General features: G+C 44.4%; 15 protein-coding genes, 1 tRNA gene and 3 pseudogenes. 11 read left to right on the forward strand and 8 right to left on the reverse strand.

The window, feature by feature from the left end; translation table 11 throughout:
* Positions 1–186: 186 nt before the first annotated feature.
* Positions 187–456, reverse strand: coding sequence for a hypothetical protein (locus AABW11_RS00095; RefSeq protein WP_340102451.1), 270 nt, complete (start codon positions 454–456; stop codon positions 187–189).
* 760 nt (positions 457–1,216) lie between these two features.
* On the opposite strand from AABW11_RS00095, the gene AABW11_RS00100 reads away from it, so the two are divergent.
* The 3 genes and pseudogenes from AABW11_RS00100 (at position 1,217) to AABW11_RS00105 (ending at position 2,892) form a co-directional block, all read left to right on the forward strand.
* A complete protein-coding gene (locus AABW11_RS00100; RefSeq protein WP_340102776.1) occupies positions 1,217–1,378 on the forward strand; it encodes a DUF1328 family protein in 162 nt (53 codons plus the stop codon).
* Between the two features lie 571 nt (positions 1,379–1,949).
* Positions 1,950–2,321, forward strand: a pseudogene (locus AABW11_RS20050) (TIM barrel protein); the annotation flags it as partial.
* A gap of 271 nt (positions 2,322–2,592) precedes the next feature.
* Positions 2,593–2,892 carry an SOS response-associated peptidase family protein gene (locus tag AABW11_RS00105; protein WP_340102452.1) on the forward strand — a complete coding sequence of 100 codons (300 nt, stop codon included), beginning with the start codon at positions 2,593–2,595 and terminating at the stop codon, positions 2,890–2,892.
* Between the two features lie 23 nt (positions 2,893–2,915).
* Here AABW11_RS00105 and AABW11_RS00110 read toward each other — a convergent pair whose 3' ends face one another.
* The 4 genes and pseudogenes from AABW11_RS00110 to AABW11_RS00125 all read right to left on the reverse strand — a co-directional run bounded on the left by AABW11_RS00110 (position 2,916) and on the right by AABW11_RS00125 (position 4,802).
* A complete protein-coding gene (locus AABW11_RS00110; RefSeq protein ID WP_340102453.1) occupies positions 2,916–3,503 on the reverse strand; it encodes a hypothetical protein in 588 nt (195 codons plus the stop codon).
* A gap of 231 nt (positions 3,504–3,734) precedes the next feature.
* A complete protein-coding gene (locus tag AABW11_RS00115; RefSeq protein ID WP_340102454.1) occupies positions 3,735–3,971 on the reverse strand; it encodes an ATP-binding protein in 237 nt (78 codons plus the stop codon).
* A gap of 47 nt (positions 3,972–4,018) precedes the next feature.
* Positions 4,019–4,495 (reverse strand): annotated as a pseudogene (locus tag AABW11_RS00120) (ATP-binding protein).
* 58 nt (positions 4,496–4,553) lie between these two features.
* Positions 4,554–4,802 (reverse strand): hypothetical protein, encoded by a 249-nt coding sequence (locus AABW11_RS00125; RefSeq protein WP_340102455.1) that lies wholly within the window; start codon positions 4,800–4,802, stop codon positions 4,554–4,556.
* A 17-nt stretch (positions 4,803–4,819) separates the two neighbouring features.
* Here AABW11_RS00125 and AABW11_RS00130 point away from each other — a divergent pair, with 17 nt between their 5' ends.
* Positions 4,820–5,260, forward strand: a complete 441-nt coding sequence (locus AABW11_RS00130; protein WP_340102778.1) for an ATP-binding protein — start codon at positions 4,820–4,822, stop codon at positions 5,258–5,260.
* 269 nt (positions 5,261–5,529) lie between these two features.
* Here the strand turns inward: AABW11_RS00130 and AABW11_RS00135 are convergent.
* From AABW11_RS00135 to AABW11_RS00145, 3 genes are all read right to left on the reverse strand, one after another.
* Positions 5,530–5,604: transfer RNA gene (locus tag AABW11_RS00135), tRNA-Asn, on the reverse strand.
* Between the two features lie 282 nt (positions 5,605–5,886).
* Positions 5,887–6,078 carry a histone H1 gene (locus tag AABW11_RS00140; RefSeq protein WP_340102456.1) on the reverse strand — a complete coding sequence of 64 codons (192 nt, stop codon included), beginning with the start codon at positions 6,076–6,078 and terminating at the stop codon, positions 5,887–5,889.
* Positions 6,079–6,397: 319 nt separating this feature from the next.
* Entirely contained in the window at positions 6,398–7,660 is a 1,263-nt protein-coding gene (locus tag AABW11_RS00145) for a glycosyltransferase (protein WP_340102457.1), read from the reverse strand.
* A gap of 295 nt (positions 7,661–7,955) precedes the next feature.
* Between AABW11_RS00145 and AABW11_RS00150 the strand changes: the two genes are divergently transcribed.
* From AABW11_RS00150 to AABW11_RS00180, 7 genes and pseudogenes are all read left to right on the forward strand, one after another.
* The gene (locus AABW11_RS00150) at positions 7,956–8,747 is read left to right on the forward strand and encodes a ThuA domain-containing protein (protein ID WP_340102458.1); all 792 of its coding nucleotides are present in this window, start codon (positions 7,956–7,958) and stop codon (positions 8,745–8,747) included.
* 273 nt (positions 8,748–9,020) lie between these two features.
* A pseudogene (locus AABW11_RS00155) lies at positions 9,021–9,914 on the forward strand (PfkB family carbohydrate kinase); the annotation flags it as partial.
* An 883-nt stretch (positions 9,915–10,797) separates the two neighbouring features.
* Positions 10,798–11,466 carry an ArsR/SmtB family transcription factor gene (locus AABW11_RS00160; RefSeq protein WP_340102460.1) on the forward strand — a complete coding sequence of 223 codons (669 nt, stop codon included), beginning with the start codon at positions 10,798–10,800 and terminating at the stop codon, positions 11,464–11,466.
* Between the two features lie 20 nt (positions 11,467–11,486).
* Positions 11,487–12,641, forward strand: a complete 1,155-nt coding sequence (locus AABW11_RS00165) for an NAD(P)/FAD-dependent oxidoreductase (RefSeq protein ID WP_340102461.1) — start codon at positions 11,487–11,489, stop codon at positions 12,639–12,641.
* A 196-nt stretch (positions 12,642–12,837) separates the two neighbouring features.
* Positions 12,838–13,083 carry a YgaP family membrane protein gene (locus AABW11_RS00170; protein WP_340102462.1) on the forward strand — a complete coding sequence of 82 codons (246 nt, stop codon included), beginning with the start codon at positions 12,838–12,840 and terminating at the stop codon, positions 13,081–13,083.
* Between the two features lies 1 nt (position 13,084).
* Positions 13,085–14,449: a TolC family protein gene (locus tag AABW11_RS00175; protein WP_340102463.1), complete on the forward strand. Its 1,365-nt coding sequence runs from the start codon at positions 13,085–13,087 to the stop codon at positions 14,447–14,449.
* 19 nt (positions 14,450–14,468) lie between these two features.
* Positions 14,469–15,566 (forward strand): efflux RND transporter periplasmic adaptor subunit, encoded by a 1,098-nt coding sequence (locus AABW11_RS00180; RefSeq protein ID WP_340102464.1) that lies wholly within the window; start codon positions 14,469–14,471, stop codon positions 15,564–15,566.
* Positions 15,567–15,586: the final 20 nt, after the last annotated feature.

Raw genomic sequence — 15,586 nt, forward strand, 5'->3', positions numbered from 1 at the left:
CCTAATTGGCTCCCAGGAAAATAAATTCCCATGAGTACGTCTCTTTTCGATGGCGTATCATGTCATTGATTGTTGATAAATTATAGGTACTACTTGCGTTCTCTTCCCCATCGGTCAGGATAGCAACAATCACTTTTTCAGGTCTGTTTTCCTCCGGGGTATTGGCCAGTCTTCGCCCTGTTGAATCTATCGCTTTGCCTGGGTATCCGGCAGCGCTTTACTTCCTCTCGGTATGTAATCTTTGTCATTGATAGGGTTAACCTTACTCAGGGACTCGTTTTCATAAATAACGTCATAATTTGTGTTGAACTGGATGAGCGTTAACGTTGCTTCTCCAGGGAGCTTTTTTTGCTCGTCAGGAAACGAGTTAAAGCCTCCAATCGCGTCATTTTTAATGAGTTTCATCGACCCTGAACTGTCAATGATACAAATGATCTCTGATAATCCGTCTTTCATAGTGTCTCCGTTTTTTATGTGATTGATTAGATAAGTGCTGGGTAACTCGCTAATAAGCCAGTCTGCCGGTCTATTATTGTTATTTGCCGGAATCAACAATCCTTAAGCTTTTCCAGCCCATTATACTTCTTATACCAAATTTCTCTCCATTCTCAACCTTCAGACGTCATTCTCCCGCTTTTTTTGGTATAAGAACAGTGTACAAAACCTATAACTAACGGAGAATTACATGCCTGAACTATTGACACATTGCGGATCCGAGCTGTGCAAATTGGAGCAGCCGCTTTCGATCCCTGAACCCGAACAGACTGAGACCTACACACCGTTGAATCACTACGATTTCGCGATCAACGTGAAGACCGTTGCCTCCAATATGCTACGGGACTTTACCTTTGCAAAGGAAGCCTATGCCCTCAGCTCAAATGGCAGCAAAATGTTTGGCGTCCTGTCCTGTTCTAGCAAATCAACATCTGACGATGACCCCCTGCGCCTTTCGATCGATATCCGAAATTCACACTGCAAGACGTTCAGATCTGCTGTAGCTGTGGGCACCTCGGTTATCGTCTGTGACAATCTAATGTTCCGAGGCGACAGCACCGTGATGAGAAAGCACACTGGGGAACACATGCTCGAAGAGCTTATGGAACAGGTTGTCACCGCGATCTATGAATCTGAGCATCAGTACAGCCAGCTCTGTTTTGATGCGGCCAGGATGATAAAGATTGCCCTGGATCAGCGCGCAAGCTATGAGTACCTGGGTATGTTACGATTGACTATAACGTTCTTAATTATAGCCATTATCGCTGCAATTTTCGGATTTGGGGGCATAGCAGGTGCAGCTGCTGGAATAGCCGAGATTCTCTTATACGTGTTTATCGTCCTCTTCCTTCTCTCCTTGATTTTTGGCAGAGGTCGGGTTTGACATTTTCATCCTGTCAATAGTTCAACATCCGTAGAATTGAATAAAACTGTTGGATCCAAACATAAACACAGGCAACGAAAGAATTTATCGATTTTCGACGATCTTCAAATGATGGATGAAAAGTGGTACAGGGTCTCTATACCTCAGGTTTTAACGAGCAGATGCATTCTATATCCACATGCTTGGTACAGATGAAAAAATTATATTTTTGCGGATGTATTTACAGAAAGTCAAAAAAACAACAGAAGTACAGTCTCGACCAAGGCGTTTGACTCCGAATAAAGAGACGCTTGTGAAAAGTCTTCAGGTGAACTATTTCCTTGTGGTAAACTCCCGTCCGGTTTCAGGCCTCAGACCCGGTTTGCCTTTTTATCAACTACTCATACCGGAGATCCTGGCGGAGAGGCTCCAGATCGTAAATGATTCCGTATCTATATTCGACACTGGAAGCGACTCGATTCCACCCCTATCCCTAAGCTGCTGATATTCTTTGAGTGCACGATATGTTTTTCCTAACACAGCGTAAGCCTGACCCCTTTTAGCAGGATCTTCCACCCCCTATAGTAAAAAAGCAGCTGAATATGGCTTCACAATGAGTATGGAGCTTCTTAACTCAAAAGTTAATCACCCGGATTATCAATGTGACCATACCACATAGGGTGCCGCACTTTGTGAAAAGCTTGGTTATAAAGATTTTAAATTACTTTATGACATCTATCACATGCAAATCATGGATGGCGATATAATTCGCACCATTAGAAATAATATTCAGTACATAAGCCACTTTCATGCTGTAGGTGTTCCTGGAAGAAATGAAATAAATGATACTCAAGAACTGAATTACAAGGCAAATATGAATGCCCTATCGAACTTGAACTTTGACGGTTATGCAGCACAGTAATTTATTCCTGCTAATAAAGATGTTTTTAAATCATTAAAATAAGGGATAGAAATTTGTTCAGTGTCATCAAGTATAAATTAGCAATCCCAAATTTTTTGATAGAATCAAACCATTAGATTAAAAGCCCAAAATAAAATACGAACTCTGAGTAATTCAAAATTCGTATTAATATGGTGGAAGGACCCTAAGAAGAAAAGAGCCGTGAAGAGCAGGCTAAATTATATCGGAAATCCTTGACTCGGGAAAAGCCAAAAATAAGGCTGTTATAGCCAGAAAATTTGGGGTAAGCAGAGCCTGGGTTACGGAGGTTCTTATGGCCGACCGCGTGGAGCTGAATGAATTGCAGCCGAGCTACAATGTGGCGCCAAGCCAGACGGAGCCTGTAGTGGGCGAGAATGAGGATGGCCGTCGATCCATTCTTCCGTTCCAGTGGGGCTTTTTGCCGTTCTGGGCCGATGAAAAGGACACCAGCTACAGCATGATCAATGCACAGGTGGAGTATAACAAGCCGAAAAAAAATGGAATCCTTTATCAAAGGCTTTTTAAATTGAGCTCAATGTATACTCTGCACATGCCGGATAAACTAAAAAGGCCCCGGTTTCCGGAGCCCTGAAAATAGACTAAAGATATAGTCGATTAATGTTCTTCCTCTCCTCCCCGTATTCTTGGGTTTGTTGGGTGGAAAACGCCGTCAGGATTTGGGTACCAAATCCATGCATGGAGTGTCCAAGAGTCGATTTCATCTTCCTTGTGCCATTTATCTCCATCTACACCAGGAAATTTATTATCGAATTCAGAATGTGGAGTGTCAGACGGTATTATGGCAAAAGGAATGATATATTCGACGGCAACAAGCCTGCGCTTGTCTTCATCTACGGGGTTATCCAGGTACACCAACGCTTCGGGTTCGGTTGGATTAATTTCAGCATCTACGAATGCAGGATTTACATAATGATAACCCATTCCCGGGACAAACTCGCTTGCCTGACTGTATCCTTCAGCTTCTGCCTTATCCACATCGTGGAATTGGGCTGATGCAGAACGAACGTCGGCCAGTGTCCGGTTCAATCCAGGATTGGTAACTTTTTGGAAGGATTCGGTCAGATTTTGAGTTTCTAACTTATCGGTTGATTTCTCTTCGTTCGTTATACTCGAGTCGCAACCTGCCGTAAGCAGGAACACGCTCATTAAGACTATACTGACATAAGCTTTTAAGCTACTCATGATTATTACCTCTCTCTGTTTTATTAATTTTTAATAGACTGATTCATATATAATGAAATATAAATCTATTGTTGGTTTGTCTTGAATATTAATAACATTAAACTTAATGTCAAGAGGGATAATGAGTTACAGCTTACCCTGAATGTTGGATTCCGGTGTCAAGGGTCACGAGAATTTCCCACCCGGGGTCAATAGTATTCCCCACCTTTTTTCGGAGTTGAGCGATTCAATTTAGGTGGTTTTTTCGTTGGGTTCCAGTGGTGAAAACGGGTCGTTTTTCAGCCGTAATTTTTTACGTATGGATTCTCCTTTAAGCGTAATCTGGTGGGCGTTGTGAGCCAGCCGGTCCAGGATAGCTCCGCCAATGACCCGGTCCGGAAATACGTCCAGCCAGTCTGGTAAGGCCCTGTTACTGGTCAGAATAATGGATGTATTTCCATAGCAGGTGTCCACAAGCTGGTAGAGCATTTCGTTCTGGCTTTGCGTAATACGCCGGAATGCAAAGTCATCAATAATCAGCAGGTCATGGCCAATGATTTACGCCAGGCGCGCGTGTTTTCGGCTTCCAGAGTCTGTTCAAGATGGCCGAACAGCTGGTTAAACTTAAAGAACCGCACCGTTCGAAGAGCCCGGCAGGCAGCATGACCCAGCCCGCGAGCCCGGTGGGTTTTCCCGGTGCCGGGAGGTTCACGCCCTGCCCCTGATCGATATACCGGCACGTGCCAGCTCTCGCAGCAGCGTAGGGTTTACCCCGGTCGACAGGCTCACGTCAAAGTCTTCCAGGCATTGCAGGTTGCCGAACTGACGGCATGCAACAGTCGCTGGGCCTTGCGATCATCGCGAAGCTCAAGTTCTTCAGCCAGCAGCATAGACAGCAACCCGGTGTAATCCAGGCCGTTTTGCTCGGCGGCCAGCAGGTTGCGATCCAGGCTTTCGGCCATTGCGGACAGTTTTAATTGTTTGAGTTGTTTTACAATGTGATGGTTGTTCATGGGGGGTTGGGTTTTGATTATGTGTCAGTTGTATGGGTAAAATAGTCGCCCGAGCGCGTCAGCTGTCGGGTCTGGGAGGAAACAGGGATGGGAAGCTCCGGGGTAATGCCCTGCCGGCAAGAGCCTGCAGGGAGGCCGCCTCTACAATATCGGCGGGATGTTTTCCGGCAAGATCAATCACTCCCATCGCTTTCCGCAGGTTTCGCATCGCGTGGGGCTGGAGCAAGGCCTCCACGTAGCGGGCTGTATTCGGGCCAATGAGGGCAGCTTTCTCCAGAAGACTGCGGACCGAATAATTGGCCATCATCGCCTGAATGCAGCTGGATTGACCGGGCCGAAAATCTGCTCATTACCGGGGCCACCGGGTGCGGGAAAAGCTATTTGGCCTGTGCGGTCGGCCACCAGGCCTGCCTGATGGGTTATAAAACGTTGTATCTGAATATGAACCGTTTTATCGAGCAAATTACGCTGGTCAAACTCGACGGGACGTTTATCAAGCTATTGAATCGAATTGAGAAAATCCCGGTAGTGATTTTCGATGATTTTGGCCTTCAACCGTTGCAAAGTGATGTCCGGCTGGCGTTGCTTCAGATACTTGAAGACCGCTACGGAAAAAAGTCCACCGTGATCGCCTCGCAATTGCCGGTAGGCCAGTGGTATGAATACCTGAAAGATGCCACGCTGGCCGATGCCATTTTGGATCGACTCACAGCACGGGCAAACCGCATTGAGTTGAAAGGAAAATCTTTAAGAACCAAACAATAAAAACATTGCTATATTAATGGCCGCATCCACCGGTGAGGGGGTGGGTCAGTTTAGTGTGAAACAGGTGGGTCAAGTTGAGTGAAATATTCAGTGGGGAATACTAATGGACTTAGGTGGGGAATACTCGTGACCCTCGACAAATTGCTCATATTACCCGGTTGGGGAACTTTAGAAGTGTAGTAAATTGCTGATAAAAAACTGGAAGCTGAATGGGCTGAAATAAAAAATGCGAACTCTGAAAAGATCAAAGTTCGCATTTCCGATACGCTTGGCTCCCCGGGTAGGATTCGAACCTACGACCGATCGGTTAACAGCCGATTGCTCTGCCACTGAGCTACCGAGGATTATATATCAATAAAGTTAAAAACATTCCAGCGGACTCGACTCCTACGTCCCGACCACTGTCGGGATAACAGCCGATTGCTCTGCCACTGAGCTACCGAGGAAAAAAACAAAATTTTATGACTCTAAAAGAAAAGTAAGCCGCGTTTCCTTCAAGAGGATGCAAATATAAGGGGAACAATAAGCGTAAGTCAAGGGAGATTTGAAATATTTTTCAGATTATTTCAGAACTAAAAAAAAGCCGCTTAATAAGCGGCTTTATCAAATCGTTTTCTTTAGGAGAATTAGACCTCGTCTACTTTGCCACTATTCTTCCAATCCTGAATTTCAAGACGGATTTCCTGGGCAACTTTTTTAATTTCCTGAAGTGTCTTACGAGCTCTTGTACCGGCAGCTTTATTTCCTTTTTCATAAAATTTTTCCATATCAGGCTCCAGTTCGGAAATTAGTGATCGCACCTGTTCAATTCTGTTCATATAAACTCCTTAGTTAGTTTAATTTATTCTGTCAGTTCATTTTGGAAGTGGACCTAAACTATGTAACCACACGATAATGTTCAAATTAAATACGTGATTATTTCGCACAGAAGACGGTTTTTACATATTCAAAAAATTTTCTAAGCTCTTCCAGCAATACATAGGACTGAATTTAACAATGTATCCCTTATACTTAATGATTATTTTTGCCTTAAACCATTTGTGAAGCCTTAACCTATCCACACAAATTTCTAATTCCTGAAATCTATATCCGCCTGCCGTAAATATGAGTCCCTCCTTTTTTGTTTGAGCCAAACGCTCAAACATTTTTATCATCCGCAGGTTTATTCTTTTCTTCAATCCATCTACTCATAAATCGTGTGCTGGCCATCGTATGATGCATCAGCATGGATCCGGTGAAATTGTTCGTTCGGTGAAACTCCAGCTCAGACAATAAGATTTTCAGTCGCTCTGAAAGTTGATTTTGATACACCTCTTTTAAAAATCGCTCATTGATAATTCGTATGCCTTGCTTTTGTGCATGAGTCCATCGAGCTTCATCAGTATATATTTTTATGGCAGCCTGGGCGAAAGTTTCAGGATCATCACAAATCACACCGGGCCAATCCATGGACCCGTTAATGCCCTCGGCTCCCATTGATGTTGTGATACTTGGCGTACCACTCAACATTGCGTCAATCAATTTCCCTTTCAAGCCTGCGCCGAACCTCAGCGGTGCAAGGCAAACGCGAGCCTCTTGCATCACAGTATCCACACGCTCTGCCCGGCCGTGAATTATAAATCCGGTGTCCGGACTATGCCACTCATTTACCTGTTGACTTGGATAAGATCCGAATACATGCATTGTTGCATTCGGCAACGATTGCCTGATAAGAGGCCAGATGTCACTTCGATGATAACTTACTGCGTCAAAGTTTGGTTTATGTCGGAAATTCCCGATCGTCATAAATCCATCGCGTTCAGAAAAACCTGGCCACGCGCCTGATTCACCATCTGTGATAGCATCGAATAAAAATGGCAGATACAGTAGTAGTTCCTTCGGCACCTTAAAAAACTCATGCAACAGGTGAATTTCGGTTTCTGAGATAATCAGGGATAAATCACTCCTGTAGATGGATGCTATCTCCCGTTTTGCCACATCAGACCTAAGATAGGTTTGAATTCTGTCGTCATTATTTTTGAAACTCATCTCTCTTGCATATCTGAGCAGGTGAAGATCCTCTGTATCAAGCACTCGTACGGCAGAGGGACACTGCACGTGAACCCTCCAGCCAAATTGTTCCTCAGTCATAAACCGGTCAAACAGTACAATTTCCGGATTCAGTTTTTTAACAAAACGATCAAATGACTCATCGTTTACTTCTATCGATTCGCATGCAACCGTTAGTTCAGATAAACCGGCTGTGTTTTTATTTTGTTTTGCTGTACTTGCAAACGTGATGGACCAGCCCTGGCTTTTAAAAAAGGTGAGTAGCTGCATCATACGTTTTCCAGCTGCTGAAGACGTAGGCTCAGGCCAAACAAACCCGATTACCAATAGGCTTTTATTTACTTTATTCATAAAAATCTGTTATCAAAGACTCTTTGATTCAACCGGAAATCGGCCTGCAAATTATAGATCAAAGATATCCGTAACCACTGACAAATCACATAGTTTGGTTAAATATATATGCGCGCAGAATACTAAAGATAGAGTTGAAGTATTCGGGCAGTGATCCTCTTGAATTGATCCATCCAACAATTAGCAGTTGGCATTTCGGGCAATTTATACTGCCTTTAAAGGTTGTATTTTTGAAAGGTGAATTCATGACCAAGATTGTTTAGATTCCAACAGTGAAAATTAACCAGATATCAATATGAAAATTGTAACTATGACAGCATCAACCATTAAGTGTCTTTTACTGATTTTATCCGCTTCAATCTTGATCATCTCATGTGCGGCAGACGGGCAGTCATCGTCCCCGGAATCAGATTCCGCCACATCTGTACAGGATAGTAAACAAATACTGGTATTCTCAAAAACTGCGGGCTGGAGACATCAGTCAATCGAAACAGGTCAAGATGCTTTACAATCTTTGGGTGAGCAACATAACGTAGGTGTTACGGTAAGTGAAGATGCATCTATGTTTAACCCCGACACCCTGGCAATGTATGATGCTGTCGTCTTTTTAAACACGACCGGGACAATATTCAACGATCAGCAGCGGTCTGCATTTGAAGAGTACATTCAAAATGGCGGCGGGTATGTTGGCATTCATTCTGCGGCTGATACAGAATATGACTGGCCGTGGTATGGAAACCTAATGGGAGCTTATTTCGACAATCACCCTCCGGGAACCCCCAACGCTGATGTACTCGTGCAAGACGACGGTCACAGCGCAACAGAAATGCTTCCGGATGTCTGGAACCGGGATGATGAATGGTATAATTACCAGGAATTTAAAGATCATATCAATGTTCTTTTAAGCCTGGATACCGACAGTTACGAAGGCAGCGACCACCTTGGCAATCACCCAATTGCGTGGTATCACGAATATGATGGCGGACGGGCATTCTATACTGGCCTTGGACATACAAAAGCAGCCTTCTCTGATGATCTGTTTCAGCAGCATGTGTGGGGCGGTATTGAATATGCGATGTCTGAGTAAGTACAAATATCTTAAATTGCGATTTTGATACCTCTAGCCAGACTCAGCTTCCGGAAACAGGCAAAAAGTTATCAGGGACCAAAATATTTATTGCGATATCTAAAGCAAATTTCACTATTACAACCAATAGTTCTTAATGCATCAACAACTAAAGCTATTGGACAATTATGATGTCAACCAGCAAGCCTGTTGAGGCATGCTACCCGCTTTTTTTTTTAAACTAATGGTGTTTTATTCTTTGTATACTAACTCTTATTTTCGTTTGGCTTAACCCTTCAGTTACCCGATCATATGAGCAAAACTATCCTCCATTTTGGTGAAATATTATGGGATCAATTTAAAGATTATAAACGTGCCGGCGGTTCACCGTTCAACGTTTCAATGCACCTCCATTACCTGAAACACAAAAGTTACCTGATAAGCGCTGTCGGACGTGATGAATTGGGAAGTCAGCTTCTGGATATCATCGTTCAAAAAGAGGGTGAGAAGAAATACATAGAACGAACCGACTATCCAACCGGCACGGTTTCCGTTCATATGGATGAGAATGACGAACCCACCTATACCATCCATCAGCGCGTGGCGTGGGATTTTATTCAGCCATCCGATTCTCTCAGCGAGATTACGCGCATTGCTGATGCATTTACTTTTGCAACCCTGGCCCAGCGGAGTTCAACCAACAGAATTACTTTACAAAAAATTATCGCTGACCTGCCAGGCTCCTGTCTTTTGTTTTTTGATGTGAACCTTCGTCCGCCTTACGTCCAGAAACCGGTGCTGGAGTACTCCATGAAAAAAGCAGACTATGTAAAAATGAACCGTGCTGAATGGGATCAGATCGGTGCTATGTTCAGTATTGAAGAGGAAGCGAAACTTCTGGAGGCTTTCGATCTGAAAGGAATTATTTTAACGCTCGGCGCTGACGGTTCTATTTACTTTGATCGCGATGGCACGCACTATGTAGAATCCGCAGTTGACATAGAAACAGGCATCGGCGATTTCGTGGGTGTGGGCGATGCATTCTGGGCATGTTTTATTCATCACACGCTGAAGGGATCACCCTGGCGCGAAACCATCAAAAAGGCAAACCGGTATGCCGGCTGGGTTGCCGAAAATAAGGGCGGCATTCCCGAGCCTGACGATGACCTTATTGAGGCCATATTGTAGGTACATCGTCTGGTAATAATTGGGGCCTGTCTTAAGTTTATTACAGCGAACAGAGGATACTTAAAAGAGCTCGTTTTTGGATAAACACTCCCCTTCCCAATATTCTTTCGTAAATAAGTTCAGAATAAATATAGGCCTCTTTCTCCCCCACCAATACGTTGAGTTCAAACGTGAGGAACCTGTAGTTTCACAAACAGCGATTTTTAAATGATATCGGCTTATCAAGCTTTCGGTTTGGCGTGACTATAATGCATTTTAAATATGGTTCTACAGGAAAGTTTGTGGGTACATGTAATAATCCAATGCACAGTCTCATTAAGTCAGATGAGTTATTCAGGAGGTAATACCAGTCATTTGATAGAACAAATCATGTTGCTTTTTTAGATTCTTCACAAAACGGAAAATCACCGTTTTATTCAGAATGACAATTAGCTGGCTGAGGCGTAGGGCGGCGTGATTACAAGGCGATAGTGATAAACGACTGATGTGTCCACGCCACTCACTTGCTAACCCATGAGCGTGTCATCCTGATCAAGCCATTGTAGTTGATGGCGCAGAGAAGGATCTGCAAGAGTAATGGACAATTTTTTAGAAAATTTTGATCATGTTCTATGTGATTGTCCACATATTTTCCATCAACCCACAAACTTTCCTGTAGACCCTTAAATATTTTTCTCTCCAAATCTGCGCGTCACAGCGTACGCTCCATATCTCTAATAGCCATTTAATATCTTTTTTTACTAATGACCATCAAACGGAAATATTTCCTTTTGATTAAATGCACTTGATTATTTCTTTTATTCAATAAATTTATTGAACGTTACCGAGAATTACCGTATTATTCATTCAACATTATTATTGAATGTAAAAGTAACGTTGCAATATGGATACACGAGAATTCAAATCGTCTCTTTACAAACAGCTTGCAAAGGTGACAAAAGCGCTGAGTAATCCTCACCGGCTTGAAATTTTAGATCTGCTTGCCCAGGGTTCGTTTTCGGTTGAGTACATAGCCGAAAACGCGAATATGTCTGTGGCTAATGCATCGCAGCATCTGCAGGTGCTGAAGAAGTCGGGTTTGGTAGACACTGTGAGGGATGGAAAATATATTTTTTACGAACTCTATGATGGGCGTGTGCTGGAAACCTGGAGAGCACTGCGTCAGCTGGGCCTTTCACGCAACCAGGAGATCAATGAGCTGCTTGAGGATTACCGGCAGCGAAAAGATCAGATGAACCTGATGAGCAGCGATGAACTGTTCCAAAAATTGAAAAACAATGAAGTGTACCTGGTTGATGTGCGTCCCGAAGAGGAGTACAACCTTGGACACATTAAGCAGGCCGGCTCTCTGCCGCATAAGCAGCTAAAAGAGAGGCTGCAGGAGCTGCCAACCGACCGGGAAATCGTAGCCTACTGCCGCGGCCCACTATGCCTGATGGCCGATGAAGCTGTAGCGTTGATGAGAAAAGAGGGATTACATGCCACCAGGCTCGAAAACGGATTTGCCGACTGGTTAGCTGAAGAAAGACCAGTAGAAATAACTGACAAATAACATTTAAAACAGAGAATAGGATGAAACCAACAATATTAGTTTTAGGCGGCGGAATCGGCGGCGTTCATGCAGCAAAGCAACTGAGCCGTGAAATCGGGAATGAAGACGGAATAAACCTGGCCAGAATTTTAGTTTTTGAACGAAAGAAACAGAGTTTATATGCCCCCTCTCTCACGTGGCTGATGGTGGGCAAACGCGAGCAGAATGAGATCTACAAAGAACTGAGTAAGATCGAGTATAACGGCATTGAAGTTATAGAAGGAGAAATTGAAAAGATAGATCCCAAAGCTAAAACAGTTACATCCAACGGGAAAACCTGCGAGGGGGATTACATAATCGCTTCTCTCGGTGTTTCCCAAAATAATTCTGCAAACCTGATATCGGAAGGCCATAATTTTTATACAGTTGATGGTGCTGAATCTTTCCATAATGAACTCAGATCATTTACCGGAAACAGAATCTCGATCCTGGTCTCTTCTCTCCCCTACAAATCACCGGTAGCTCCCTATGAAGCCGCGATGCTTATAGATAACTACCTGAGAGAAAATGACAAACGTCAGGAAGTTGAGATTCACCTCTATACCCCCGAAGTAAAGCCCATGCCTTTTGCCAATTCTGAGATCTCATCGCACGTGGTTAAGTTGATGCAGGAAAAGGACATTTACTACCATCCGAGTCACCAATTTGTTAAAGAAAAACAGGACAAAATTGAATTCAGGACAGGTTCAGATGACACGTTCACCGCTAACCCGGGCCTTCTTGCATACACACCGGAACATATAGCTCCTGCTGTTTTATCAGAGGCAGGATTGACTGAAGATTCCGGCTGGGTAGAACCCAACCCCGACACTCTTGAAACCAAATTTGACAATGTGTATGTGATTGGTGATGTCATTGAACTGTCCGGCGAAAAGAATCAACCCATGCCAAAAGCAGGAATTTTTGCACAGCACCAGGCAGAAGTAGTGGCTCATAACATAGCACGCAAAATCTCAGGTAAGTCACCTGACAGGACATTCAAGTACAAGGGTTCCTACATCCTTGATTCCGGAAACAGAGCTGATAAAATAAGCGGAGATTTTGAAAAGGGCGGGAATCAATCCTCTAAAAGCGGTGCGCTGCGACACTGGGAAAAAGTCATATCAGAGAAAGCCTGGTTCCTGAATAATTTTTGATGAACAGTTACTGCAGGTTTTCTGAAGTGTGAGTTCCAATAAAGGTCATCCCACGCCGGAGCGTGGGATCTCCAATCACTGCATAGAACCGGACTTAAATGAATTGGGAGATGCCGCATCGCAGTGCGGCATGACGATTAAACCACGCGATCCACTAAAGCACTCATAGTATCAAAAATCAAATAAGGAAAACACGATGGATGGAAATAAACGAACAATGAGACTATTTGCCGGTAGCATGATAACAGGAAGCTTACTTCTTGCTTACGTCATCTCACCCTACTGGCTCCTGCTTACACTATTTGTAGGTGTAAATATGATTCAATCGGCTTTTACGGGCTGGTGCCTTGCGGATAACATCATTGAAAAATATAATCTCGGTTTTAAAAAATCTGTTACCTGCCGGGCCAAAACACTTTCTAAATCAAATAACAACAACTAAAATGAATCGAAAGAAATTACGCGCACCAAAAGTATATCTTATTTTGCTGTTTTTGCTGGTGCCGTTTTACGTATCGGCACAGTCGCCTTCAGATATGGATTCTAATCTGTCTCTGTCGCTGCAAGAAGCCATGGAGATCGCTTTGGAACAGAATTTTGCAGTAGAACAGGCGGAGTTTGATGTTGATAAAACCAGAGCTCAATACCGCCAGACAAACGCTGTTTTCCTTCCTCAGCTCTCATTCGAATACAATGCGGTTTCCACAAACGATCCGCTGAATGTATTCGGATTTAAACTGAAGCAGGAGATTGTTTCTCAATCGGATTTTAACCCTAGTTTGCTCAACAATCCTGACGCAACTCAAAACTACAGTGCTACTTTCCAGGTACAGCAGCCGCTCTTAAATCCTGATATGATAATGCAAAGAGGCGCGGTAAAAAGCCGGCTGAATTCGGCAGATGAGCAACTGACCGGCACACGAAATCATGTAGAGTTCCGGGTGCGAAACCAATACTACAGCCTCATTTTGCACCACCGCCAGCTTGAGGTATTGGAAACAGCTCTTGCAACTGCGGCTGAGCACAGGCGTCAGGCGCAAAACTATTTTGAAGAGGGATTAATCAGCAAGGAAGATTTTCTGGCTGCCCGGGTGTATGAGCTGGAAATGGAGAGCCGAAAACTGAACACGGAAAATCAGCTTGCCAAAGTTGAGGAAGAGATGGCCATTCTCCTTGGCATGGACGGATCAGTAAAAGTAACTCCCACCCAGGATCTACAACAAACTAACCTTGCAGCACTGCCCGAAGATATAACCACCACTACAATCAACAATGCACAAACACGGGCTATTGAATACCGTGTAGAAGCGGCTGAACGAATGGTGAAATCAGCGAACTTCAGTTTTCTTCCTAAAATCAACCTATTTGGATCTTACGAGTTTAATGATCCTGATTTTGCTGGTTTTGATGCCTCCTCCTATATGATTGGTGCGAACCTGAAATGGAATATTTTCTCCGGTTTCAGCAAGGCCGGAAAAATTATGGAGGCAAAAGCTGACTTTCGAAAAGCTCAGACCATGCAGGAGAGTCACCTCATGGAGCAGGAAAACAGGGTACGTCAGGCCTACAGAGCTCTTGAGCACGCCCGGCAGGAACTCGAGCTTACGAATGAGTCGATAGCGCAGTCTGAAGAGAGCGTAAAAATCCGGACAAACCGGTATGAACAAGGCATGGAGCGTACGACCGATCTGCTCGAAGCCGAGACCAAACTCGCCGAATCACGGCTCCAAAATGTGGCCGCACTTTATAAATACAATATGAGCATCGCCACACTTGAGATGCTTCTTGAAAAAGATCTTAACAACTAAACATTCAATCTATACTATCATGAATATTTTAAAACATTCCCGGTTTAGTACTCTTTCGGGTCTCCTCGCACTGCTTTTCGCAACGTTTCTTTTTAGCGCCTGCGGATCGGACGAACCGGCCGCTCTTGATGAAACAGCGGTGAATGTACAGGTGGCCACAGCTGAAACCGCGCAAGGCAGCGCCAACAAAACTTTTCCCGGAAATGTAGAGAGTAATAATCAGGCTGGCTTAAGCACCATCGTAATGGGAACCGTAACCGAGGTCCCCGTTTCCGTGGGGCAAACCGTGAAGGAAGGAGACGTTCTTGCACGGATAAAGGATGACCAGATTCGTGCCAATAAGATGCAGCTCGAAGCCAACATAGTTCAGGCTAAAGCCAATCTTGAAAACACAGAGAAGAATTACAATCGTATCAAGAATTTGTATGCCGAAGAGAGCGCTACGTCTAAAGAGCTGGACGATATTTCCACAATGTACGACATCGCCAAAGCGAATGTTGATGCGCTGGAAGCCAGCCTGCGTGAAGTAAATGAAATGCTGGAGTACACCGTAATCAGGGCGCCTTTTGACGGCATCGTGAGCCGCAAGTATGTCTCTGCCGGCGATATGGCCGCACCCGGACACCCGCTGGTTGCCGTTGCTGATCCCGGAACCCTGAAAATTACTGCGAACGTCCCGGGAAAGTGGATTGGCGAAATCAGTGAGGGAGACAGTGTTACCGTCAGTTTAACCGCTTTAAATATTGAAGCTGTCAAAGCTGTGTTGACTGCTGTCAGCAACGCCGGCGACCCGATGAGCAGGCAGTACGCTATCGAGGCTCAGATTACCGATCCGGCCGTGGCGGACCGCATGAAACCCGGAATGTTTGCCGAAATCAGCATTCCCACAGGTGGTACAGAATCACTGTTCATCCCTGCCGGTGCCATTATTGAACGCGGACAGCTCACAGGGATTTACACGATATCTGATAACAACCGAACCGTACTCCGATGGGTACGGACAGGGAAATCTGCAGGCGAAACGATTGAAATTTTAACCGGACTTGCTCCCGGTGAACAGTACATCGCCTCAATGGATCAGCCCCTGAGACAGGGACAACTGGTAAACGCACAGTAATTCTACCGACAGAAGGTCAA

This window comes from Rhodohalobacter sp. 8-1 (assembly GCF_038150125.1).
GTDB lineage: Bacteria > Bacteroidota > Rhodothermia > Balneolales > Balneolaceae > SW132.